Origin of the sequence: Saccharicrinis sp. GN24d3, assembly GCF_052400645.1 — a bacterium.
Taxonomy (GTDB): domain Bacteria; phylum Bacteroidota; class Bacteroidia; order Bacteroidales; family Marinilabiliaceae; genus Saccharicrinis.
Genome location: NZ_JBQTGI010000023.1, coordinates 26,987 through 51,287 on the forward strand (window position 1 = coordinate 26,987; position 24,301 = coordinate 51,287).

General features: G+C 37.5%; 16 protein-coding genes. 6 read left to right on the plus strand and 10 right to left on the minus strand.

Annotated elements, in window-relative coordinates; genetic code table 11:
• Positions 1–258: 258 nt before the first annotated feature.
• From ACT29I_RS21200 to ACT29I_RS21235, 8 genes are all read right to left on the minus strand, one after another.
• On the minus strand, positions 259–1,056 hold the full coding sequence (locus ACT29I_RS21200) for a glycoside hydrolase family 16 protein (protein WP_430933642.1): 798 nt from the start codon (positions 1,054–1,056) through the stop codon (positions 259–261).
• Between the two features lie 98 nt (positions 1,057–1,154).
• Positions 1,155–2,387: a glycoside hydrolase family 5 protein gene (locus ACT29I_RS21205; RefSeq protein WP_444794354.1), complete on the minus strand. Its 1,233-nt coding sequence runs from the start codon at positions 2,385–2,387 to the stop codon at positions 1,155–1,157.
• 142 nt (positions 2,388–2,529) lie between these two features.
• Positions 2,530–4,353, minus strand: a complete 1,824-nt coding sequence (locus ACT29I_RS21210) for a glycoside hydrolase family 2 protein (protein WP_430933645.1) — start codon at positions 4,351–4,353, stop codon at positions 2,530–2,532.
• A gap of 115 nt (positions 4,354–4,468) precedes the next feature.
• The gene (locus tag ACT29I_RS21215) at positions 4,469–5,572 is read right to left on the minus strand and encodes a glycoside hydrolase family 16 protein (protein ID WP_430933646.1); all 1,104 of its coding nucleotides are present in this window, start codon (positions 5,570–5,572) and stop codon (positions 4,469–4,471) included.
• A 59-nt stretch (positions 5,573–5,631) separates the two neighbouring features.
• A complete protein-coding gene (locus tag ACT29I_RS21220) occupies positions 5,632–7,032 on the minus strand; it encodes a PKD domain-containing protein (protein ID WP_430933647.1) in 1,401 nt (466 codons plus the stop codon).
• A 42-nt stretch (positions 7,033–7,074) separates the two neighbouring features.
• A complete protein-coding gene (locus ACT29I_RS21225) occupies positions 7,075–8,640 on the minus strand; it encodes a RagB/SusD family nutrient uptake outer membrane protein (RefSeq protein WP_430933648.1) in 1,566 nt (521 codons plus the stop codon).
• Positions 8,641–8,669: 29 nt separating this feature from the next.
• A complete protein-coding gene (locus ACT29I_RS21230; RefSeq protein ID WP_430933649.1) occupies positions 8,670–11,720 on the minus strand; it encodes a SusC/RagA family TonB-linked outer membrane protein in 3,051 nt (1,016 codons plus the stop codon).
• A gap of 783 nt (positions 11,721–12,503) precedes the next feature.
• Entirely contained in the window at positions 12,504–15,410 is a 2,907-nt protein-coding gene (locus ACT29I_RS21235; protein WP_430933650.1) for a helix-turn-helix and ligand-binding sensor domain-containing protein, read from the minus strand.
• 186 nt (positions 15,411–15,596) lie between these two features.
• Here ACT29I_RS21235 and ACT29I_RS21240 point away from each other — a divergent pair, with 186 nt between their 5' ends.
• The 4 genes from ACT29I_RS21240 to ACT29I_RS21255 all read left to right on the plus strand — a co-directional run bounded on the left by ACT29I_RS21240 (position 15,597) and on the right by ACT29I_RS21255 (position 20,960).
• Positions 15,597–17,798, plus strand: a complete 2,202-nt coding sequence (locus ACT29I_RS21240) for a tetratricopeptide repeat protein (RefSeq protein ID WP_430933651.1) — start codon at positions 15,597–15,599, stop codon at positions 17,796–17,798.
• A gap of 15 nt (positions 17,799–17,813) precedes the next feature.
• Positions 17,814–18,203: a DUF3859 domain-containing protein gene (locus ACT29I_RS21245; RefSeq protein WP_430933652.1), complete on the plus strand. Its 390-nt coding sequence runs from the start codon at positions 17,814–17,816 to the stop codon at positions 18,201–18,203.
• A gap of 964 nt (positions 18,204–19,167) precedes the next feature.
• A complete protein-coding gene (gene elbB / locus ACT29I_RS21250; protein WP_430933654.1) occupies positions 19,168–19,815 on the plus strand; it encodes an isoprenoid biosynthesis glyoxalase ElbB in 648 nt (215 codons plus the stop codon).
• Between the two features lie 401 nt (positions 19,816–20,216).
• The gene (locus tag ACT29I_RS21255; protein ID WP_430933655.1) at positions 20,217–20,960 is read left to right on the plus strand and encodes a LytR/AlgR family response regulator transcription factor; all 744 of its coding nucleotides are present in this window, start codon (positions 20,217–20,219) and stop codon (positions 20,958–20,960) included.
• A 3-nt stretch (positions 20,961–20,963) separates the two neighbouring features.
• Here the strand turns inward: ACT29I_RS21255 and ACT29I_RS21260 are convergent, their stop codons facing one another.
• On the minus strand, positions 20,964–21,566 hold the full coding sequence (locus tag ACT29I_RS21260) for a DUF4294 domain-containing protein (RefSeq protein ID WP_430933656.1): 603 nt from the start codon (positions 21,564–21,566) through the stop codon (positions 20,964–20,966).
• Positions 21,567–21,714: 148 nt separating this feature from the next.
• Positions 21,715–22,815, minus strand: a complete 1,101-nt coding sequence (gene ychF / locus ACT29I_RS21265) for a redox-regulated ATPase YchF (protein WP_430933657.1) — start codon at positions 22,813–22,815, stop codon at positions 21,715–21,717.
• Between the two features lie 291 nt (positions 22,816–23,106).
• Between ychF and ACT29I_RS21270 the strand changes: the two genes are divergently transcribed.
• Together ACT29I_RS21270 and ACT29I_RS21275 are read left to right on the plus strand one after the other, a co-directional pair.
• On the plus strand, positions 23,107–23,670 hold the full coding sequence (locus ACT29I_RS21270; RefSeq protein WP_430933658.1) for an RNA polymerase sigma factor: 564 nt from the start codon (positions 23,107–23,109) through the stop codon (positions 23,668–23,670).
• Between the two features lie 193 nt (positions 23,671–23,863).
• A complete protein-coding gene (locus ACT29I_RS21275; RefSeq protein ID WP_430933659.1) occupies positions 23,864–24,295 on the plus strand; it encodes a hypothetical protein in 432 nt (143 codons plus the stop codon).
• Positions 24,296–24,301 lie beyond the last annotated feature (6 nt).

A 24,301-nucleotide genomic window follows, 5' to 3' on the forward strand; every position in this document is an offset into this window, starting at 1 on the left:
TTTTTAACCCACTCAGGCAACGCTCCTCCGCTGAAGCTTCGCCAGCACGCGGAAAAAAGCCCGCCAAGTTGCACTAAGTTCAATACAACAATCCCATTCGTTTTAGCAGCGCGATTTTGTAAAAATCTGTTTTCTAAATAAAAGTGGTCGTCTACACTCTCTTTTCAATAATCTATTTTCTACAAACACGTGATGCACCTATCAATATTTAAAATATCGCCCCACTATTTATTATCGAATCAGAACATCGACAATTCACTATTCTTTCCTTTGATATACTCTTACGTAATCCACTTCCATCGTCTGCGGAAAGATAGAATCATCAACACCATACAAACCACCCCAGTTTCCTCCAACAGCCACGTTTAGTATTAGGTAAAACGGATGGTCAAAAGGCCATTCTTCCGTATTATCGGATTTCTTGTGAAACGTATATACCTTTTGGTCATCCACATAAAAAACACATTTATTCTTTTCCCACTCAACGGCATAGGTATAAAAAGCATCTTCCGCATGGGGTAAATATATTGTTCTGGTTTTCTGGGTCTTGTGCATTCCATTAAATGCACCTGTATGAACGGTAAAATGAACCGTATCCGGGTGATAGCCCACATATTCCATTATATCAATCTCGCCACTGTGGGGCCAGTTGCCGTACTTGTTTTCCGTCGGTAACATCCATATGGCCGGCCAAATACCGGTACCTTCGCTTATATTGGCCCTAACCTCTATCCGTCCATACAGCCAGTCTCCTTTTTCCTTCGTTGTTAAACGGGCAGATGTATATGGTGCGGGAAATCCTTCCTCTTTACACGCAGTGATGATTAATGTTCCGTTACTTACCCAGGCATTTTCTTTTCGTGCCGATGTATAATATTGTAGCTCGTTATTTCCCCATCCCCAAGTGTTACCAAGCGTATCGTAATTCCATTTGAGTTCATCGGGCAAACCGGTATAATCGAACTCATCGCTCCAAACCAGTTCATATTTACTACGCTGGTTACAAGCACTAACCATTAAAACGATTACTATTATTGCTGATATCCTGTTTATCATATCCATATTTTTTTAGGTTTATAGGATTCCTAAAACTGTTTATCCCTTACAAGCAATACTTCAATACTCCATAGGTATAGTATTGCTGTTTTATTTATTTAGAAATTATTAAATCCTAATGCTTCGCAGTAACCCTCATTAGGAAAACAATTTTCAAATTTGCTGTTTTCTATATATAGATTCAAAATATTTATTATCTCCTCCGGATTTATTCCACCAATACTATCTTTCAGCGCCCTTATCGCAGCAAATGAGCTTCTGTTTGCATCCGCATAAGCCGTAAAACTGTCATATCCCTCAGGTTTATCAAAGTTCATAGGCCCCCGTGTATTGTCCATTTTCTTGTAGGGCCAGAATGTCCAATGAACACTATTTTTATCTAATAGATCTCTAAATTTTTTCACCCATGCATCCGTGTTTTCACCACTTTCCCCCATTAATATGGGCACGTTATGCTTTTCTCTAAAATCAATATACTCCTGTATTTCTTTTTGTTCAGTTGGCATCCAATACTTATGAAATGTATAGGCCAGCTTATCGTCAAACGGTTCCGAGAACACTGAAAAATCTGTCTCCCACTCAGCACCTCCTAAAAAAATAATATGATTTCGATCCACTTCTCTTATGGCTTTGGTAATCCTTTTATACAAGGGTTCCAAATGAGTTTTTAAACTGTCTTTATCAAAATAATGAGCGATGGGTTCATTCAATAAATTGTATCCGATAACAGTGGCATTATTAGTATATCTTTCAGCTATCTCCCGCCATATAGCGGAGACCTTTTGTTTCATACCTTCATCAACCATAAGCCAGGGATAACCATCACTGTTATCTATGTTATCACCGGTTTGCCCCCCGGGCGCACCATGCATATCCAGCAAAACATAAATATTGTATTTCTTGCACCAATTCAAGGTATTGTCTATATACTTGTAGCCGTGCATGTTCCTGCCTAAAAAATCATCATTTGTTAGCAAGCGATAATCAAATGGCAGCCTTATTATATTTACACCCGCTTCCGATAACCATTTAATATCGGCTTCAGTAACATAATTTTCAAGAAAAGAATCCCAAAAAGCTGTGGTGGCAGTATTTCCAATTAATTCGCGAATGGCCTGGTCAATTTTGCGTGGCGAGTTGCAATCGTTCAATTTGAACATATATCCTTCCGGCAATAACCAATTGCCCAAATTCACTCCTTTCAGATGTAATAACTCGCCTTGTGGTGAGTAAATGTATTTACCATCCACATACACATATTGCTTTTCAGCCTTTTTGCATGATGATGCCATCAACATCAAAACCAGATATATCAAAGGGTTCAATCTCATATTTATCTGTTTATCATAGATTTAAAATTACATTTTTAACATTAGGTTTATGATCAATCGCTAAGTTGAATAAACCAGATCTTTCTTATTCAAATTATTTATGGTTCCGTTAATAGGTATAATGCGCCACAACAATGACTTATCAATTGCCTATTTCTTTATAAAACTTCTGTAACGTATAGAATGCCTTTTTTCGATTACCTGTTTCTGAAATCAATCCTTTTCTGTTCCATCCATCCTGATAAGGGATAAGCACTCTGCGCGGGGATCGGAAATCCGCCAATATCCAGGGTGCAACTCCACTTATTTGAGGTATTTTATATAAAACCGGCAATGTTTCCTTGTATAATAACTCCTGGAATTCCTCACTCCATACTGTAAGGCTATCTGCATGGTATCCTTGCAATGCACCGGCACCAAACTCTGAGATGACAACAGGTTTCTCGATATCTATATTCCATCTTATATTTTTTATATTCTCAACGTCGCCCCAATACCAGCCGTAATATTGATTGAAACTTAATATATCTACCTTATCGGCAAATTTATCTTCGATAACCATGGTGTTCCCACCAGGCACTGTGCTATGCACCTCTAATGCGGCACTTATTAAACGCGTATTGTCGAGTGAACGGGCTTTTTTAGCAAGGTTGGACAAAAAGGTGTAGCGTGCATCTGATTGCGGTGTTTCATTGGCCATTGACCAAATTATTACTGATGCCCTGTTTTTATCCCTGCCAATCAATTCTGTTAATTGCTGTTCTGCCTTTTTATAGGTCTCCGGATTTTCCCACTGAATCGTCCAATACACAGGATTTTCTTTCCATACAAGTATCCCCATCTCATCAGCCAGGCGCACCATATTTTCGTTGTGCGGATAATGCGCCAGACGAACAAAGTTGCATCCCAATTCTTTGGCCCAGTTTAACAGCATTTGTGCATCCTCCATAGAGTGTGCTCTGCCTCCGCGCATCCCATTTTCTTCGTGAATACATATTCCTTTTAAGAAAACGACTTCGTTATTTAACAATATATCTGAACCTTTGGTTGTTATTTGGCGGAATCCTATTTTGTCATTTAGGCAATCTTCACCAGTTGTAAACCTTACTTGGTAAAGCTTAGGGTTTACACAACTCCATAAGCTTATATTTTTAACAGGTATAGAAAAGTCTACCCTTCCGTTAGCATCGGTAGTAAATTCTTTATTTAATTTAAGTTCCGGTATATATAACGAAACCTTGGTGTTAGCTTTAGCCTTTCCATTAAGCTGTACATAACCATTTAACAGCTTTATGTTTTGCTTATCTAATTGCAGACTATAATCTTCTATAAAGGTTTGGCTTAACTCAAAAACAGTTACACTTCTGGTAATTCCCCCGTAATTCCACCAATCGGTATTTAGGGTTGGCACCTCATCGGCAGCACGTTTATTATCTACTCTTACTACCACAAAGTTGTCCCTGGCTTCAACTATTCCCGTCATTTCATAATTAAACGATGTGAAACCGCCTTTGTGCATACCCAGTTTTTTACCATTTACGTATACATCGGCTCTGTAGTTTACCGCTCCAAAATGAATATAGTAACGCTTGTTTGAGTCAAAATCAGGAATATCGAATGATTTTTTATACCATAAAGTACCTTCGTAATAAAAAAGTTTTTCTTTTTGGGAGTTCCAATCGCCCGGTACTAAAAGCGTTGGAGCCATATCAAAATCGTATTCGATCAAATCTTTTTTTGTTTCAGGTTTCTCGTTAAGGAAAAAAGCACCTGCACCCGGATTGGTTGATCCGTCGTGCGGTTCCCAACGATAATTGTAGTAACCTGTTTCATAAACATCTACAATATAATTCCACTTTCCGTTCAATGTAAATCCTTTACGCAAATAACTGTTTTGCAACAAATTTTCTGCAGCAATTACATTTACACTTAACAATAAAATTAATAAGGCAACATATTGTCTCATATCTATACTTTCCGGAGGTAACATTAATTTTAAAGACCTACTATCACTGTAATTTTTGGGTTTGAAAGAGCGTTTATTTTCCCTGTTAAACCCAAGTCTATTAAAATGATTATGCCTATAGTTCATAAACTCTCACATAATCTATTTCCATCGTTTGAGGGAAAATAGAATTATCGATGCCTTGCGCACCGCCCCAGTTACCGCCAACAGCCAGGTTAAGTATAAAGAACTGTGATTTATCAAAAGGCCAATTGTTAGCATTTTTAACCGCTGGGGCATAAGTATGTGTTATATTATCTTCGGTGTCAATATAAAATGTAATTGATTCCTCGTTCCATATCATTCCATATACATGAAACTCTTCTTCGGCTGAATCCAATGTTTGCGAACCCCCACTTCCATCCACGCCGGAACCGGAAGCAGTATGTATTGTTGAGTGAACAACATTGGGTTGATAACCTACATACTCCATGATATCTATTTCACCACATGCCGGCCAACCGGCAGTGCTCAAGTTTGCGCCCAACATCCATATTGCCGGCCAAACACCTCTGCCTGAAGGAAGTTTAGCTCTCACTTCAATTCGTCCATAGGTAAATTCTTGCTTATCCATGGTTACCATACGAGCTGATGTATAGGAACCTGTAGTGGTATTATCGTCCACTTTACGTGCGGTTATTATCAGCTTACCATCCTGTATATTGGCATTATCACCATCGGTATAATACTGAAGCTCGTTATTGCCCCAACCCCAATCTCCGTGACCGACTTCAAAAGTCCAATTATCTGTATTGATGGATGATTCATTAAATTCGTCAGACCAGATCAGGCCTTCTTCTGCAGGGATATAGTCTGGGTCATCTGCCACAATAGTTACTGTTTTGCTAATAGTTTTGGTGTCGCTACTTGTGTTGGACGGCCCATAAACAGTTAGTTTAACAGTATATTCACCTTTTAAAGGGTAATATGCGGTACCCATATATGCTTTATTCGATTGCGCTCCTGATGTTTCACCATTTCCATAGTCATATTCTATGTATAGGTATTCACCAGTTGAGGTATTGGTGAAACTTACATTATTTGTATCCACCTCAAATTCAAAATCCGCCACATACCCCATCTCACTATCATCGCTTTTTGAACAAGACGAAAACAACAGAATGGAAAACAACAAAGCAAGTTTCTTTATATTGCCAACTTTTGTTTGAAAACTATACATATCAATTTATTTAATATGGTGAAAATACCCTGGACGCATTACGTCCAGGGTAATACTAATTATAATAAAATAAAATCATCCAAATAGAAGATACCCGTGTTACAGTGCCCTTCGTTTCCTAATTGAATAATGATTTGGTCAAAATCAACTCGGTCTGACACATCACTAAAGTCAAATGTCAATTCAACCCATTTCCCAAATTGGTCTTCAGTCAATACATGACTTCTAACCTCTTGGGTTGTCCAGGCGTCTCCACCCAAAGCACTGGCCTGAAGTTTAACATCTACCTGTGGCATTAAATTGTGGGTAGCCAACCAATCAGTACCAGGGTTACATTCTGTTACATAATCGTTAAAACCCGGAATAAACACTTTCATGGTAAATACATTTCTTTCTGAGAGATCCATGAAATGAGTTAATACCGCTTTTACATTGGACCATTCACCGGTTCCTTTTTTATAGATGGCAATTTTAGCAGACTCATTGATTGGCACCGGGGCAAAATTGTCAATTATTTCAAATTTATCGATATCGGAGGTGGACCATTGGATATTTCCATTCCCTTCAAAATCATCCATGATATCAATGGCCAACAATTCCTTAATCTCCTCTGCCGGCTCCGGAGTTAATTTATCCTCAGGCTTGAATCTGGTAAACCAGTAAAAATTTGACTTGGTATCCCAGAAAACCACCTCTAACAGTTCATCCGTTAAGGTTAAAATCTGATATTCGTTAGCACCTGCGTAATATCCCAGGAATCCGCCACCGTTTACGGTCAGCATATCACCGGAAACCGAACATACATAATCCCCTCCGTCAAAAGGCATAATAAAATCACCTCCATCCGGTTCTTGGTTACCTTCTGTAGAACCAAGCTCAGATGCCCATGCACCATTGGCATATACATAACCATTGGTTTCCTGATTAACAACCAAACCTGATTCATTAATTTTAAAGGTAAATCGATCATCATAAAAACTTCTCTCCGCTTTATCGTTTGGATTTGCTCCATACCATTCAATGGGATTAGTCAATGTAGGCCCTAAGCCAAAATGCCCCTTATAATAAGCATCTACTGCCCATGCCTGGTCACCGTCACCCACCAATTGATCGTAAGGGTATCCGGATAAGAAAGCCATATTATCCTGATCTGTAACAATGTTATTCTCAACCTCTACAGTACCACCTTGATTAATAACCAGCAACTTAACCGTATAAGTACCCGCAAAAGTATATTGCGCTATGGCCGTATCACCAGTTGCTTTAACACCATTTCCCAGATCCCATATACATGTTACTCCGTAAGTATTATTCACCAACTGATATTCGTTCACTGTTTCCGTAGGTGTAATCACCCAATCAATCTGATCGGCTGTCAGGTTGGCAGGAGCACTGAACTCATCCGGAGTACAAGATGCAACAACCAACAACAGCATCATATAATATATTAAATTTTTCATATTTTCTGTTTTTATATAATATCCGTTAACTAAAACCTGATTCTATTGGTAACCGTCATTTTGTTCCAACGCATAATTCGAAAGCGCTATCTCACTGGTTGGAATTGGCCAAAAACCTCTGGCTGCTGCATTAACGCCCGAATCGTAGATACCACCTAAGTTTGTTGCATTAATTGCATTGGTAAGCACATCCATACCTTGTCTCAACAAATCCCAATAACGAATACCTTCATAGGCTAATTCAAGTTTTCTTTCCTCGAATATTTGAGCAAGCGTTACGTCTCCCACAGGATTATAGGCATCACCGAATGCACGTTCTCTAACTCTGTTATAGTGCGTTACTGCGTTTCCGTTTGTGCCTATTTTAACCTCTAATTCCGAAGCCATTAAAAGTACATCTGCAAAACGAATAACGATAAAGTTTTGCGGGAAGTTAAGTTCCGGTTGTCCAACATCCGGCACCTGGCTTTTTAATCCTGCATACTTTTTATTAAAATATCCGGTATGCTGATCGCCGATGGTATACGTTCCTTCTCCCATCTCCAAATCTGCATCGATCAAGGTTAAGTCTCTTCTTAGGTCACCGTCTTCATACGCATCATATAGTTGTTGCGTACCCGGTGCAAAACACCATGATGAAAAATACTCCGAATTCTCCGGAACACCTCTGGGACCCACAAAAACAACGGTTTTGTTACCGGTATCATAGGGGGCACTCCACCATTGCCAACTTTCACCTTGATTAGAGAACTGCACTTCGAAAATACCTTCAACCGAATTCTCAATCCATGTTCCGTCTACATCCGAATGACCCCAAAGACTTGCGAAGTCAATTAAATCAGCTCCACTATTATTGATGACATCGTTTACGTATGCTAATGCATCGCTTCCCGTTACATCTCCAGGCATAGTAGATGCAGCGTCCCCACTTCCGTAAACTCCATCATAAAACAAATACATTCTGGCTAACATAGCTTTTGCAGCCCACTCTGTAATACGTCCTTTTTCTGCATTGTTGTAAGTAACACCGTCCAGGTTCGCAATTGCCGTCTCAAGATCACTGGCAATTTGTGCGTAAACCTCATCAACAGGATTCTGGCTTTGAGAATATTCTGCGGTTGTTAATGTTTTCGTTATTAGAGGAATATTTTCAAACAACCTTACCAGATTAGAATAATAATATGCGCGTAAGAACAGCACTTCACCACTATATTCTTTTTTGTGCTCTTCAGTAATCTCTGAAGCTTCCACTTTCTCAAGAAATAAGTTCGCCCGATAAATTCCGGCATAATGATCTTCCCACATTACTTCCCACATACCTTCGGAAGAGGTTGTATTACCGCGGTTTACTCTCTTTAAATCAACACCATCAGTGGCGCTACCCCCGCCTCCGTAACAGTCGTCAGAAGCAATATCCATCGTAAGCTGGATAGTACTTCCCCAGTTTCTTTGCAATGGTTCGTACACCGAGATTAAAGCACGGTACATATCGTCCTCAGTACGATAAAAATTTTCTTCTGTTTGCTCCGTTACAGGACTCTTCTCCAGATAGTCTTCACAGCCCATCAATGCAACAGTGCATAAAAGTATATAAATTAACTTTTTCATTGTTTTTTGTTTAATCTGTTAAAATAAGCTTAGAAAGTGATATTGGCACCTACCGAGAAAACTCTTGCTTGCGGGTAAACTCCCTGGTCTACACCTGTATAAAACACATTATCACTATTTCCTATCTCTGGCTCAAAACCAGAATACTCAGTAAATGTTAATAAATTGTCACCTGACACATAAATCCTAACTCTGTCGATATTAACTTTTTTAAGCATAGATTTTGGCAAAGTATAACCAATCTGAAGATTCTTAAGTCTTAAGTAATCTGCATCCTCCACCATATAATCCGAGAAATTACCCTGGTTGTTATTATTGTCACTCCATACCACTCTTGGTTCTGTGTTCGAAGTTCCTTCGCCTGTCCATCTGTTAAGAACAGATGTTTGGTAATTCGCATTTGGCAAATCGTAACGGCGGGTTGCATTGACCATTTGGGTTCCAACAACCCCGTACCAAAACATGCTGAAATCTATATTTTTATAGGCCATATTAATATTTACTCCGGTCGTAAAGTCAGGGTGAGGATCACCTAAATTAATTTTATCGGCATTATCAATTACACCGTCGTTATTCTGATCCACATAGATCAAATCTCCTGGCTTAGCATTTGACTGTATTAACACGCCACCCACACTGTGTTCATTAACTTCTGCCTGGTTTTGGAACACACCTGCAGTTTCATACCCCCAGAAAAACCCGATTGGTTCACCTACTTTGGCAATCGTTAGTTCCTTCATCCCGGAAGGACCAATATTAATTCCTCCATAAATAATACCTTCATCGTTATTAATCTGTGTCATTTCATTTTTATTCGACGAAAAGTTCAGGGTAGCTCCATAAGAGAAATCACCAATGTTATCTCTATAACCTAACAACAATTCAACCCCTTTATTTTCAACAGTTCCACCATTAACCGTTGGAGCAGAATTACCAACATAGCCTGGTATTGGGGCATCAATTAATAGGTCTTTCGTTTTTTTGTTGTAATAATCAAAGTTTAACGAAAAGTTAGATCCTACTCTCAAGTCCATTCCTATATCGGTTTGCTCTGAAGTTTCCCATTTTAAGTCAGGATTTGCAACTTTTGTAGGTGCAGAACCGTTAACCGTTGTACCAGCATTGAAGTTGTAGTTATTATTATTGGCAATCGACGATAAATAGGCGAAATTTCCGATATTCTCATTACCGTTCTGCCCCCAACTAGCTCTCAATTTCACAAAACTGATCGGACCGAGATTGTCCTTCAAGAAATCTTCTTCCGAAATGATCCAACCTGCTGAAACCGAAGGAAATGTTGCATAACGGTTGTTTGATCCAAAACGAGATGATCCATCATGACGAACTGTAACCGAGGCCATATATTTATCACCATAGCTATAGTTTACTCGACCAAAAAATGAATGTAACGAGTTTTCACTAAAACCACCGCCAGACGTTTTACTTTCAGTGTTTCCAGAATTATCGATGTAAGCATAATCCACACCATCAATAATCATATCACTTGCACCTCCCGAAAGGTTCTCTTCTGTACTTGTCATTAATGTGGTACCAACAATCGCATCCACCTCATGAGCACCGATTTTTTTATGGTAATTAAGCGTGTTTTCCCAGTTATAGGTATACCAATTTATCATTTCCTTAGAAACTCGTGTACTGGTATTTTTGGTAATATCACTTAATTCATAAATCGGAGTATATATATCATGCCATTGATAAGCATAATCAATACCTATGGATGATTTAACCTTCAATCCAGGTATTATTTTATACTCTGCATATAAGTTACCCACGATTTTATCAGTTCTATACTCATCATGCAGATAATACATGCCGGCAACCGGGTTTACGATTTCCTGCATGTTTCTGATAGGCCAATTAAATTCACCGTCTTCATCCTTTACTTGCGTTATAGGATCAATATTAATGGCTCGTGCCAAAGGAGAATTATATACATTATTTGGATCAACTCCCTGAGAGTTAAAACGTGAGTATAATATTGTAGATCCAATCTTTAGTTTTTCATTATAAGAAGTATAATCGGCATTTGCACGGAAGTTAATACGTTCGTAGCTTGATTTATCTTCCGAAACAATACCGTCCTGTGCAAAATAGGACAATGCAGTAGAGTACACCACGTTTTGGTTACCACCACTTAATGTTAAGGTATGGCTTTGAATAGGCGCATTTTCCCTGAAAATTTCCTTTTGCCAATCTGTTCCTGTACCTATTCCTACTAATTCACTATCCTGAATCCAAGCTGAATTCGCGCTACTATAACCTGAATTCAACAATGATTCGTTAATTATCATCTGATATTCCTGCGCATTTAAAAGATCCATGTTCCTCCACGCATTCTGCACACCATAGTAACCATCATACGATAACTTGGCTGTACCTTCAGTACCTTTTTTAGTTGTAATAATAACAACACCATTGGCCCCCCTGGCTCCGTAAATAGCAGATGCGGATGCATCTTTCAAAACTTCCATACTACCTATATCGGTAGAAGCCAGGTAAGAGATGTCACCTACCGGGTTACCATCCACAATGTACAGCGGCTGGGAATTTCCGGTTGTACCAACACCACGAATGTTAACAGAAATTCCGGATCCTGGCTGTCCCGAGTTAGCAGCTACCTGCACACCGGCCACCTGACCTTGAATAGCTTGTTCCGCACGTTGAATAGGCATTTTCTGGATATCCTCCGCTTTAATTGAGGATATTGCTCCGGTAACGGCACTTTTTTTCTGCACTCCGTAACCCACCACAACAACTTCGTCCAGGTCAGAAATCTCGCTTTGCATCTCTACATTGATAGTAGTGCTGCTAATAACGTGTTCCTGCGTCTTCATACCAATAAAAGAGAACACCAACGTTTCTCCCATATTCGCGTTCAGTGAAAAATCACCGTCTATAGTTGTAATAGTACCATTGGTTGTACCTTTTACTATTACACTCACTCCGGGGATGGGCAATCCATCTTCCGAGGATGTTACTGTTCCTGTAATGGCTGTGTCTTGCGCCCAAATTACGGTTGTACACAGTAGCAGGAAAATTGTTCCTAATAAATTCTTCATTTGCTTTTTGATTTAGAATTAACTTTCGATACAAAAATGCAATCAAATGTTAATGTAAGCTAATATTTTACATCATATAAAACTCACTTTAATCATTTTTACACCTCATAATAACCTCACACAAATATATTTTTACATCTGATTTATTGGGATTTATGTTTTTTAAAAATAAATATACGGCTCTTTCCATATTACACTTTAATCATATTTTAACAAATCAAATAGATTATCATTTATTAACATTCATTTTCCGATAAACCTATATGCTCCATGGATTATTAAGCCAACACACACACTATCCCCAGCATTTACACAGGCTTATTTAAATCAGTCTGTGTATGCTGGGGAGCATGTCGTGCACGACCATGGTCTATGACTTTGATGCTTTTTGGGGGTGATGACAGGTTGCGTGACTAACCTCTTAGTTGAAGCCCAATTACTTATCAATCATTCGCCAACCTAAACAGGCGGTGTTAATAGATGGAACGGATCAATAGCCGGGATTTAAATAAATAGGGCTGTCTTTTAAAAGTATTTTAATAACCAGCAGAACTTACGGGAGGTTAGAGGTACTAGTAATTACCCGCATCCCCGCCACTTTCTCCTATGGCCATAGCCTATCACGAAGAATTTGAGACGATACTTTTCGTCAGTGCCCGCCCCCCTGCAGGTGGAGAGGAACTTTTCGCATGCCACTTATTAAATGCAGGTTGACTTTAAAGTATTTCGACTTTTGAGACAGCTTCCCGATGAAAGCTTTATTAATTATATATCTTGGTTAAATTAAAGCTTACCTATATATGCGGACAGGTTCTCACCCTGCGCTATGCCCAATTTCTGACGGAGTTTGTAACGGTTGTTTTCTACTGCCCGCGTTGTAATATTCATCAAGGATGCAATTTCTTTGGAGGACATGCCCATCCTTACATAAGCGCTTAGTTTTCGCTCTCTTTGCGACAGGTCGGGATGCAGTTCGGATAGTCTTTTTAAAAATTCTTCGTGCACCTGTCCAAAATGCATCTCAAAAACTTCCCAGTTGTTTTCCGTATCAATATCCTTGTCAATTTTTCTGATGAGGGAAGTTAGCTTCCGATCCATGTCGTTATGGTCACGAATTTTAATCAGTTTTTTAAGTTGCGTTTTAATATCGGATAGAAGTTCGTTTTTTTGAATGAGATTAATGGTTGAGTTGGCCAGTTCCTTTTCCTTAAAAACCATTTCGCTCCTTAATTTATCGTTTCGCATCTTTATCATCTCCTTTTCCGATTGCAACGCCGCACTTTTAAGCTGTTCCTCTTTGGCTTTAAACTGTTCCTTTTGCTTCAGTTTTTCTTTGTGTTTGCTTAATTCAATCCTTTTGTTAACGATAAAAAACAAGATAAAGGCAACCAGTAAAATCAAAACAATATAACCAATTTTTGCATAAAGGGTCCTGTGCCAGGGGGGCAATACCTCAAAGCTAAAATGCATAGGCATAGCCTCCACACCGTATTTGTTAATTGCCCTTACCACAATAGTATATTCCCCCTCGTACAGGTTTGAGAATGTCCGAACCCTGTTAACACTCCACTTTGTATATGAATCGTCAAAGCCTTTTAGATAAGTTGAATACAACACCCCGCTACCTTCCATAAACGAAGCCGTATAGCTTACCTCGAATGAATTGTTTCTAAATTTGAATTGGGGCACAACTTGCTGAACATTACCATCCTGCTGTAAATTATTCAAACTGTACACCACCGAGTCTGAAATTTCCCTAAAGGATCTAATGTGCACGTTAAAGGGCTGCTGATAATTTTTTATATCCGATGATGAGTAATGGGCAAAACCATCCTCTACACCAAACAGGGCATTTTCCCCGTCTAAAACCGAAACATACTCAAAACCGCTTACTAATTTTCGTTCCAGGGAAATAAAAGGGTATTCTATTTTCTTGTAAGTTCCATCCTCCAAATATCTCAATACGCCCATGCTATTATCATGAAAGCACCATAAATTCCTATAGCTATCTTCTCTTATTATATTGGGGAAATTTCCCTTTTCAAAATATGTGTCATAACTATCATCCCTGACAAAGTCATTACTCTCATCCGACAACGCATATATCCCATCCTTCCCCGAAAACAAACATTCACCATTTACTTTTGAAAGAACCAAACCAGACGTATTATCCGCAAACACGGTATTTTTAAACATATCCACTTTTAATACATTTGAAAAATCCTTATCAAACTGCAACCTGTAAACCCCCTGATAGCCGTGAGAAATCCACATATCACCCTTCTTGTCCCATTCAATGTATCTTGAAGATACATCAAACCCCGCAATTCTGTTTTTAAAAAACCAACGTCCTCCTCTATTTTCAAACAAACATAAGCCATTGTACGTTCCGGAGATAATCATATTGGGGTTGCCAATGACTTCCCTAAAGTTCCACACTCCATTCACCTCATCAGGTGTTAATAGCCGTGCTTGATTTCCAATAATTTCGAAAGCTCCAATATTATGCCCACACAACAAGGCGTTATCAGTTTTAAATAAACTCCAGACTTGTCCATCCGTTCCATTCACCCTTATAAAATCATCTCGTTTTTTTAACGGGTCGTGAAATTTATCCTCGGTTATCGTATACAAGGCCTGATTGGTTCCAAAATAGAAATCGCCCCGGTAATTTTCAGCACAATAACCTGTTCCCAGATTGTAGTAACTTTGCAGGAAGGTAACGGCGGAATTAAAATTTACCCTAACAATACCATTATCCAGTCCACCCCATATATTACCTTCATTATCAGAGCAAACGCTTAAAACGGTGTTATTCTTCAGCCCCTTGTCTTTATCAATTTGCATGACCACCTCCCCATTGAGTGAAGTAATAACCAGTCCACCCTGAATTGTTCCGAAAACCAAGTAATCGTTCAAATATTTCAATCCGCAAAAAATATTGGTTTGTTGCAAAAAGGAATCTGCTTTTACCTTCCACTTTTTAACCTTTTGCATATCCCATACAAACAAACCCTTTTTCATGGTGGCGATAGCAATCTTATCATTGGCCAATGATAATACAGAAACAATTTCCGAATTCGTGAATTCGTTACCACCGGAAACCGGAAAAACGCGCTCCCCCCTTACTTCCATTAAACCGACTTTTTCATCTTGTACCAACAACAACCCATTCACCAAAAACGAGGACACAAACCTGGAAGGAGAATGAATAACGTTCACCAGCTCATCATCCTTAAATATACACATCCCTCGTTCCGATCGGAAAACGATGTAATTATTCCAATGATGGATTTCCCAAAATTCACCCATCTCGTTAAGTCCCGGGAAATTCGCATACGAAGTGAACCTTAATTTTTGCAGGGAATCATATTCGTAGTAGCCCAATTCGTTAAAGGAACCCATATAAATCCTGTTTCCTAACACTTTTACACTTCTAACAATTGAAGATCTCTCATTGCTTATTAACAGATCCCAATTCAGGCCATCAAACTCTAACACCCCATCGTTGTTGGCAAAATAAACCAAACCTGATTTCGCTTGGGAGATATCCCAATTCTGAGTGCCTCCATTATATTCGCGCCTATCAAAATATTCCAGTTCGGGGATACCTATCTTTTTTACCTGCGCATTACCCGCCAAACTTACAACCAACAAAAGCTTTACTAAATAAAAGTTTATTCTTTGCATTGACATTTTTTATTTGCTACAAATTAACCAAATTGCCGAAACTGACAAAATGCCATGTAAACAAGGTACACGAGAATATTGGTTTACTTTTTGTGCCAGTAAAATTAATATATTCCTATATTGCAATCCAAGGTATTCGAGTTTATATGCCTAAATTTGAATAAGGGAATCTAAATTAACGCAGGAATGGACATATCAAATATTAAATCACAACAGATTGAGGTAGAAAAGGCTCTTGCCGAAAAAAGAGTAAAAGAGGCCTTATCTGTTTTAGGGAAATTAACCACAACTTATCATGGAGGAAACCTAATTGACGAGCACTATAATCTGGAGTTCACCTATAAAAGTATGCTAAAATATACGGTGGAAGGAGTTAATGACCCCGAACGTCAAAAAGTATACAATAACATAGTGAGTTCTTGCTATCATTTATCGGATAAACTTTTTTCCTCCATTAACAACATACATTCGAGTGGGATTTTCTTCGAGACAAGAAGAAAAATAAAAACAGAGGAATCAAACGGACTAAAAGAACTTATTCAATCGTTTTATGGTGAATTGACACAACAGCGAATGTCGGAGCAGGCAGATATTGGTAGTGACATAGAGAACCGTGCGGCACTGCTTATTTTCAATAAACTTTGGGTAACTGAAGAACTTTCCAATGACGAAGTAAGCGAGATAAAGAAATTAATCCATGACGCTTCGATCCATTTTAGTTACCGTAGTATTTTCATCTCAGCCTTGACCATTGGTTTGCTAAAAGAATTCTGTTTGGAGAAAATCCTCCTTATGTTCGACTTTGCAAACCATCCTGAAAATGAACTGAAACAACGCGGTATTACCGGATTATTACTGACTCTTTATAAATATGATAGCAGAACCAACCTTTACCCTGAAATTTCTGCCAGACTATCACTACTTGAAGACAATAAGGGATTAATTGACAACTTTATTTCTATCACTGTTCAATTAATACGCACCCGTGAAACCGAAAAAATTTCAAAAAAGTTAACGGATGAGATTATTCCCGAAGTGGTTAAAATGCGACCCAATCTCAGGAACAAACTAGATTTGGACAATATGCTGGGAGAAAAGTTTAACGAAGGAGAAAATCCCGAATGGGAAGATTTTTTTAAAGATTCACCGGAATTGATGAGCAAACTGGAAGAGCTAACGGAATTGCAGATGGAAGGTGCCGATGTGTTTTTAAATACCTTTAAAATGCTAAAGCATTTTAGTTTCTTCAATAGCGTAAGCAATTGGCTGGTTCCGTTTTACGTGGAAAATAGCGAACTTAAAGCAACACTGAAGGACGAGTCGCACATATTCTCTTCCAAAGCCGTGCAGGACAGTCTGACCAACTCGGGGTTCCTGTGTAATTCCGACAAGTATTCTTTATTTCTGAGCATACCGCATATGCCACAGTTTCAGAAAGAAATGATGGGTAATATGTTGCAACAGCAACTAGAGCAAATGAACGAGATTGAGAAAGATGAAAAGATGGTGAAAGCCGGAAAAGAAAACTCAATTATTTCGAACAGATATATTCAGGATCTTTATCGTTTCTACAAACTTCATCCATTGCACAGTCAGTTTGAAGACGTATTTTCGTGGAAAATGGATTTTCATAACAAATGGTTCTTTAATAAAATTGTTAGTAACACGAACGGCTTAAGGCAAATTGCAGAATTCTTCTTCAAAAAAGAATACTTTAAAGAAGCATCGGAAGCTTTTGAACTAATTGTAAAGCAAGATGTTGAAAATATTGAAGTGATACAAAAGCTGGCCTACTGTCATCAACAACAAAAAGCATATAATAAAGCGCTTAACAACTACCTGAAAGCAGATATCTTAAAGCCTGAACAGGTTTGGACTACCAAAAAAATTGCCCTAATCTATAAGTTTTTGAAGAATCCGGAAAAAGCACTGGAATATTATCACATTGCAGAAAGACTTAAACCCGAGGATCTGCACACACAAGCTTCTATTGGCCACTGTCATCTCGACCTGAAAGATTATTCCCAGGCCCTCAAATATTATTTTAAGGTGGAATACCTAGACCAGTCCAACACGAAAGTTTGGAGACCGATTGCCTGGTGTTCTTTTGTTACCGGCAACTTTGACCAGGCCGAAAAATATTATCAAAAACTGTTAACATCAAATTCAGGCACGCACGATTTAATAAATATCGGACATGTTTGCTGGTGCAAAAACAACCGTAAAGAAGCGTTGAAATTCTATCAAAAGGCAATATTACAGATGAAAAAAGTAGAAGAATTTTTCGAAACCTTCAATGAGGATATTCCTGTGCTTCTTAAAAACGGTATTTACAAAGAAGATATTCCTATGATGCTCGACCAGTTAAAATATTTGTTGGAAGAATAATCTACACGATACCATATGGCCAAAAAAAACATTGATTCGGAGTTATATAGCTATGGCATATATTCACATTGGGACCGTAGCTCAAAGAAATTACCTAAACTTAAAAAAATAACCAACGAAATACCGTTGGAATTGGATATTGAATTTGGCTATGTGATAAGAATACACGGTGCAAAAGGCAAACGTATTCAATTCAGAATTGATCATCCGCCTTTTCCTGACGAACAGGGTAAACCGGCCCCACCTTTTACCGGTGAGTACTTTGTTAGCTCAAACAATTATGAATTCTTTTTGGGAGATACTATTTGGGAACCCATCTACAATAAGAAAGGTGAATGGAAATTAACCACTTGGCTGGATGAAAAAATACTATTTCAAAAATCCTTGTTCGTTAAAGAAATGTAAACCCCATCCTGCTGTGATGTGTGAAATGACGCTTAAGTTGAACTTATTTTGATTTTTAACAAGAAATAAATTCGCATTAACGACATTACGTAAAAGATTTTTCAATCAGTCAGAAAGTAAAAAAAACCTGGGCTGCCAAAGCAGGTGGATACGACACTAGTTTAACACCACGGTTATCAAGAAAAAAGTAAAGCCCAATAACGCAATTACTAACAGCACTTCAATAACAAAGAACCAAAAAATCTTTCGCTTTAACCTTACGGTATTATCGTCTGTCTTCCTAAACATGTCCTTAAATTTTAGTTTCATAAAATCCGAAAATTACACTCTTAAATTCATAAGTAAACCGACTATATCATAATAGTTTTTTATATAAACAAACTAAATATTAAGTTTGTTAATCATGATTCGGTTTTTTCGTTTTCGACCTCACTGAATTTCTGCCCTTTTAGTGAAGCGAACAAGATAAAACTATTAAAAAATCTTTCTTCTCACAAGTTAAAAAAGCTTAATGATACTTTTATGCACTTTTTTTGCACGATTTGAATATAATTTTGCACATTAAAGTAAATTACACCCCTATTAAACGAAATTTTACACCCTGACATATTTTCTCATGCTGCTACCAAGATTGTGTTTTTCGAAACATTTAACATATATACATTTTTACTTTTTAACCATTAAAGCTTAAAAACAAAATCCGCTTTTCTTAACATATATTTTTTCCATACGTTTTTATTGTATTTTTTTGTTTGGAATGGTGAAATGTACATAGTGAACATTCTGCCCACAGTCAAGCTAAAGGAATGATTCCTATCCTTACCATTTGATGGCCGCTTTGGTCATAGTCCGATAAACAAAGCTACCCAGACACAATATCCAAAAATGTCTATTGCTATTTTAGGGTTTATAATTATATTTAACGTACTCAATGTAGAAGTTGTTTAACCTACAAACTCAGAAAATGAAAAAAATTGCAGTCATCTTATCCGGTTGTGGTGTATACGATGGATCGGAAATCCATGAAGCCACATTAACATTGCTCGCTATTGCAAAAAACAAAGCCCAATACAGTTGCTTTGCTCCCGACATTGAACAACATCATGTAATTAATCATACCAATGGCGAAGAAATGACCGAAAGCAGAAATGTATTAATAGAATCTGCGCGAATTGCAAGAGGAAATATTTTACCCTTAACTGAGTTAAGTGTAAATGATTTTGATGCCATTGTGTTTCCGGGAGGTTTTGGGGTAGCGAAAAATTTATCCGACTTCGCCTTTAAAGGAGCCGATTGCTCTGTACATCAACAAATAGCCGAAGTAATTCAATCATTCCATCAGGCTAAAAAACCCATTGGAGCCCTTTGTATTTCTCCGGCAATCATTGCACAGGTTATAAAAGGGGCCTCTGTAACAATTGGAAGTGACAAAGCTACCATTAGTGCCATTGAGTTAATGGGTGGAAATCACAAAATAACTACCCATGGAGAGATCATATATGACGAAACAAATAAAATACTAACAACACCCTGCTACATGTTAGATGCTACTATTGTTCAAATTGAAACAGGCGCAAATAAACTGATTGGTAAATTAATAAATATATGCTAACAAAAGACTTTTGGGTTCTTGACCCAAAAGTCTTTTAAGTTTGTTTAGTCTTATCTTTCCCAACCCAAAACCTCAGCTTATTAACCAAATTATTAACGCACTAACAATAAAAATACATTGAAGAAATAAAACTAAATGGGGAAATTCCCATTTACTAATGCTATTTTTAATCATAGCCAGAGAAGCGAATTTGTTCATAATATAAAGTAGTATGGTACGAACACAAAGATTGTTATTATAAATAAGAATTTCTATTATTACATTATCCATTTAACGAAACCATTACTTTTTCACACGAAATACCTATTTTTACAAATAAAGCATACAAATCTGGAATATTAAATATTTTTTATTTAATTTCATGGTTATGAATTTTTGAATATATTATACACAAGTTTCGTATGTTAAAGGCTGTTATTATAGACGATGAGATTTCTGCCAGGCAAAGTATTGAAAAGATATTGCAAATGTATCTCCATGATGTTGTTGAAGTGGTGGCAACCGCCGATAACTTAACCGATGCAATTTCGATTATTAAACAATATACACCAGATATTGTCTTTCTGGATATAACAATGCCCCATCAATCAGGGCTTGATCTGTTTAATTATTTCGACACCATTAGTTTTGATGTGATTTTCATTACCGCTCACCAACAATATGCGGTGGATGCTGTAGGACTCGGTGCATCCGGTTATTTGCTAAAACCCATAAAACCTAAACAAATTGTAGATGCAGTCTTAAAAATAAATCTAAAAAAGAACAACGCCTCACTTGCACAATCACAAAACAAAGACGCAGCTTATAACACTTGTAAACTTTTGGTCAATCATCAAAAGGGAGTTCACATTGTTTCATACAATGAAATAAAAGCAATAGTTGCAGACGGCAATTATTGTAAAATATTTAAAACAACGGGCGATCCGTTGTATGTTTCCAGAACCATTGGTAGTATTGAAGATAATTTACCACAAAACCATTTCTTCAGAACACACAGGTCGTGCATTGTTAATTTGAACTATATTACGGAAATTGACAAAGAAAAAAACCTAATTTTGTTATCCGACATAGAAACCCCGTTAGCCTATAACAATTTAAAGCCTTTAATAGAAGAACTATCGAAACTTGCCAATAATTTTATTTGAAAGTTATAACCTTCCGTTATCGATCATAAGAATAATATGCTCAACCATGGCATCATCTCCCCTTGCATCGTATTCCTGTTTTAGATTCGATCCGAATATTCGAGCCACCGATTGCCACATAAATGCGGAGAAACCACCTTTTAAATCCTTAATTAACTGATAACTGGTATCTCCAGTTTCCCTGTCAATTAGTTTAATAAGCATTCTTCCTTGCGAGAAAGTAAGTTTTTTCAAAGGCTTTTCAAACTCATTAAACAACTCTTTTTCGGATCGCTTAACAAATTCCTTCCTCTTTTTTTCTCCCTTAATACTGTCCAAAGATGCTGAAATCTCATCCAACCTTTTTTCGGCCAATCGTGCATAAGGCAGTGTTTTTTTAATGTTGACCACCATCTTACTATATCGGTTACGCTGGCGTTTATTTTTAAATTTCCAGGGCGGAACTATCTGAACTTCGTCAATATAAATATGCGGCAAGGTATCTCCATCTACCAGTTTTTTATCTAAATATTTGATAGCCGACTGGATAGAATCCTGCGATTGTCCTTGTACCTGCCAGGCAGCTACAAAACACAAAAACAAAAATATGTAACGAATAGCATACATAGTCTGCAACTTATGTTTTTATAACGCAATAAGCTAATATCGGTTGCAACTACGAAGTTAAATAATTTTATGCGATCAAAATACACTATATAAAAAAACCGACCTGAATTCAGATCGGTTAATGATATCTTTGCACAACTTCAAGGCGCTATACATTAAACCTAAAATGCATAATATCACCATCTTGAACCACATATTCTTTTCCTTCAATACTCATTTTACCGGCTTCTTTACACGCTAACTCTGTCTTATATTGTACATAGTCGTTGTACTTTATTACCTCGGCCCGAATAAAACCTTTTTCGAAATCGCTATGAATTACACCTGCAGCTTGCGGAGCCACGGCACCTTTGGGGTATGTCCATGCACGAACCTCTTTTACACCTGCGGTAAAGTAGGTTTCCAATTGCAACAACCTATAAGCGGAACGGATTAGTTTGGCAACACCAGACTCTTTCAGACCTATATCCTCAAGGAACATTTGACGTTCTTCAAAAGAATCCAACTCAGCTATGTCCGCTTCCGTCTGAGCTGCAATAATCAACACTTCCGCATTTTCGTCTGCCACTGCCGCTTTTACCGCTTCAACGTAACTGTTTCCCTCAATCACTGATGCCTCGTCCACATTACAAACATAAAGAATGGGTTTATTAGTTAACAACCAAAGGTCATGAGCCACCTTTTCCTGGGTATCTGTCAGCTCTACAGAACGGGCTGATTTTCCCGCTTCCAGGGCCTCTTTATATAAATAAAGTACTTCCACCAGCTTCTTCAATTCAGGATCTTTAGAGGCTTTAGCTGCCTTTTCAGATTTTTGCAACCTGGCTTCAACCGTTTCCAAATCCTTTATCTGAAGCTCCATATCAATCACCTCTTTATCTCTAACAGGGTCAATCGTACCATCAACATGGGTTATATTATCGTCATCGAAACAACGCAAAACATGAATGATAGCATCTGTTTCGCGTATATTCGAAAGGAATTTGTTACCCAAACCTTCGCCTTTGCTTGCTCCTTTTACCAGTCCGGCTATATCAACAATTTCAACGGTTGCAGGCAGAACTCTTTGCGGATTAACCAACTCTTCCAGTTTGATCAGTCTTTGATCAGGCACCGTAATAACACCAACGTTTGGTTCTATAGTACAGAACGGAAAGTTGGCAGATTGTGCTTTTGCGTTTGATAAACAATTAAATAAGGTTGACTTACCTACATTGGGTAAACCCACGATTCCACATTGTAATCCCATTTTAAATTTATTTCAGTGTCGCTGTTTTGTCAAAAAATTTGTGCAAAAGTACATCAAATTTTCGGGTTGATAAAAATTCGAATGCATTATATCATCATTAAGTAGCGGTAGAACATTTCTATTAAAAAATCCAAAATATAACAAATACAAAAAATCTTAAATACAGCATTTATCACAATACTTGACACTTAGAAACATATCAATGGAGTTATTATAAAATATTTACCTTCTTACTTAAACCTTTTTAACTGAATTTCGTCAAAAGGAAACGATGGTTATTAAACAATGTTAATGGTCGATCAGGAAATTACAGATATCGCAATTGTAGATTTATTTAAAACCAAAGGCAAACAGCAAGAAGCCTTTAGGATGCTTATGGCCAGGTACAAGGAACGATTGTACTGGCACATCCGTAAAATAGTGCTGACCCATGACGATGCAGATGATGCGCTTCAAAACAGCTTTATTAAAATATGGCAAAATTTGGAAAGTTTTCAGGGCAATTCCGCTTTATTTACCTGGCTCTACCGAATCGCAACAAACGAAGCCCTTACCTTGCTAAAGAAGAAAAAAAGAGCGAACCTATACTCCATAAGCGATGAAGACAATACTTTTGGAGACTCTCTGCAAAGCGACCCGTACTTTGATGGCAGCGCACTTCAATTATTGCTTCAAAAAGCGATTGCAACTCTGCCTGAAAAACAAAAAATAATCTTTAACTTAAAATATTTTGAAGAAATGAAATATCAGGAAATTGCAGAAATTACAGAAACGTCTGTTGGCTCGCTAAAGGCATCATACCACCATGCCGCTAAAAAAATCGAAGCCTATCTGAAAGCAAATATGGACGAATAGATATAACCAACCTTTTAATCCAATTATTTTTTATTCATCCATTAAACCTTTTGTATTTTTGAATATCAAATAAGCAACAACCCATACTAATAATGATAAAATATGTTCCTTATCTCTATTAATTAAGTAGATAGTTTCACATTAAATCTCGACTAAAGAGTACAATTCATTCTTATTAGTAATGCATAAACCAATGAAAGAAGAAGTTAAAATATTAGACCTGCTAAAAAAACAAGGAGACACTGGTGGTTTCAAAGAACCAGATGATTATTTTGATTCGTTTGAGGATAAAATGATGGACAGGATTGCTGCCGAAGAAAAACCTCTCGCCAAGAAAATAATTATGGTGATGAAACCATGGGCCTCGTTAGCAGCTATTTTTTTGTTGGTAGCGTTAATATATTACAGCGCTCCATATTTAATGCCATCAAATAAGAACATGGCACATCACATTCATGTAGATGAGATGTCTATGGATTTTATGGCATCTAGTTTTGACGAATCTGAATTAATTAATTTTATATTGGAAGACGATAATTCAGCTATATTTGAAGAGTTCAAAACCGACCAGAATTTATTAGAAGGGTTAAGCATTGAAGATGTTGAAGGCCTTGTGATTTTTTAATTAAAC

Coding starts and splice junctions, on each gene's coding strand:
- ACT29I_RS21255 (WP_430933655.1), top strand. CDS start 20,217: ATGTTAAAGGCTGTTATTATAGACGATGAGATTTCTGCCAGGCAAAGT.
- ACT29I_RS21225 (WP_430933648.1), bottom strand. CDS start 8,640: ATGAAAAAGTTAATTTATATACTTTTATGCACTGTTGCATTGATGGGC.
- ACT29I_RS21240 (WP_430933651.1), top strand. CDS start 15,597: ATGGACATATCAAATATTAAATCACAACAGATTGAGGTAGAAAAGGCT.
- ACT29I_RS21215 (WP_430933646.1), bottom strand. CDS start 5,572: ATGTATAGTTTTCAAACAAAAGTTGGCAATATAAAGAAACTTGCTTTG.
- ACT29I_RS21245 (WP_430933652.1), top strand. CDS start 17,814: ATGGCCAAAAAAAACATTGATTCGGAGTTATATAGCTATGGCATATAT.
- ACT29I_RS21220 (WP_430933647.1), bottom strand. CDS start 7,032: ATGAAAAATTTAATATATTATATGATGCTGTTGTTGGTTGTTGCATCT.
- elbB (WP_430933654.1), top strand. CDS start 19,168: ATGAAAAAAATTGCAGTCATCTTATCCGGTTGTGGTGTATACGATGGA.
- ACT29I_RS21260 (WP_430933656.1), bottom strand. CDS start 21,566: ATGTATGCTATTCGTTACATATTTTTGTTTTTGTGTTTTGTAGCTGCC.
- ychF (WP_430933657.1), bottom strand. CDS start 22,815: ATGGGATTACAATGTGGAATCGTGGGTTTACCCAATGTAGGTAAGTCA.
- ACT29I_RS21230 (WP_430933649.1), bottom strand. CDS start 11,720: ATGAAGAATTTATTAGGAACAATTTTCCTGCTACTGTGTACAACCGTA.
- ACT29I_RS21275 (WP_430933659.1), top strand. CDS start 23,864: ATGAAAGAAGAAGTTAAAATATTAGACCTGCTAAAAAAACAAGGAGAC.
- ACT29I_RS21235 (WP_430933650.1), bottom strand. CDS start 15,410: ATGCAAAGAATAAACTTTTATTTAGTAAAGCTTTTGTTGGTTGTAAGT.
- ACT29I_RS21210 (WP_430933645.1), bottom strand. CDS start 4,353: ATGAGACAATATGTTGCCTTATTAATTTTATTGTTAAGTGTAAATGTA.
- ACT29I_RS21200 (WP_430933642.1), bottom strand. CDS start 1,056: ATGATAAACAGGATATCAGCAATAATAGTAATCGTTTTAATGGTTAGT.
- ACT29I_RS21205 (WP_444794354.1), bottom strand. CDS start 2,387: ATGAGATTGAACCCTTTGATATATCTGGTTTTGATGTTGATGGCATCA.
- ACT29I_RS21270 (WP_430933658.1), top strand. CDS start 23,107: ATGGTCGATCAGGAAATTACAGATATCGCAATTGTAGATTTATTTAAA.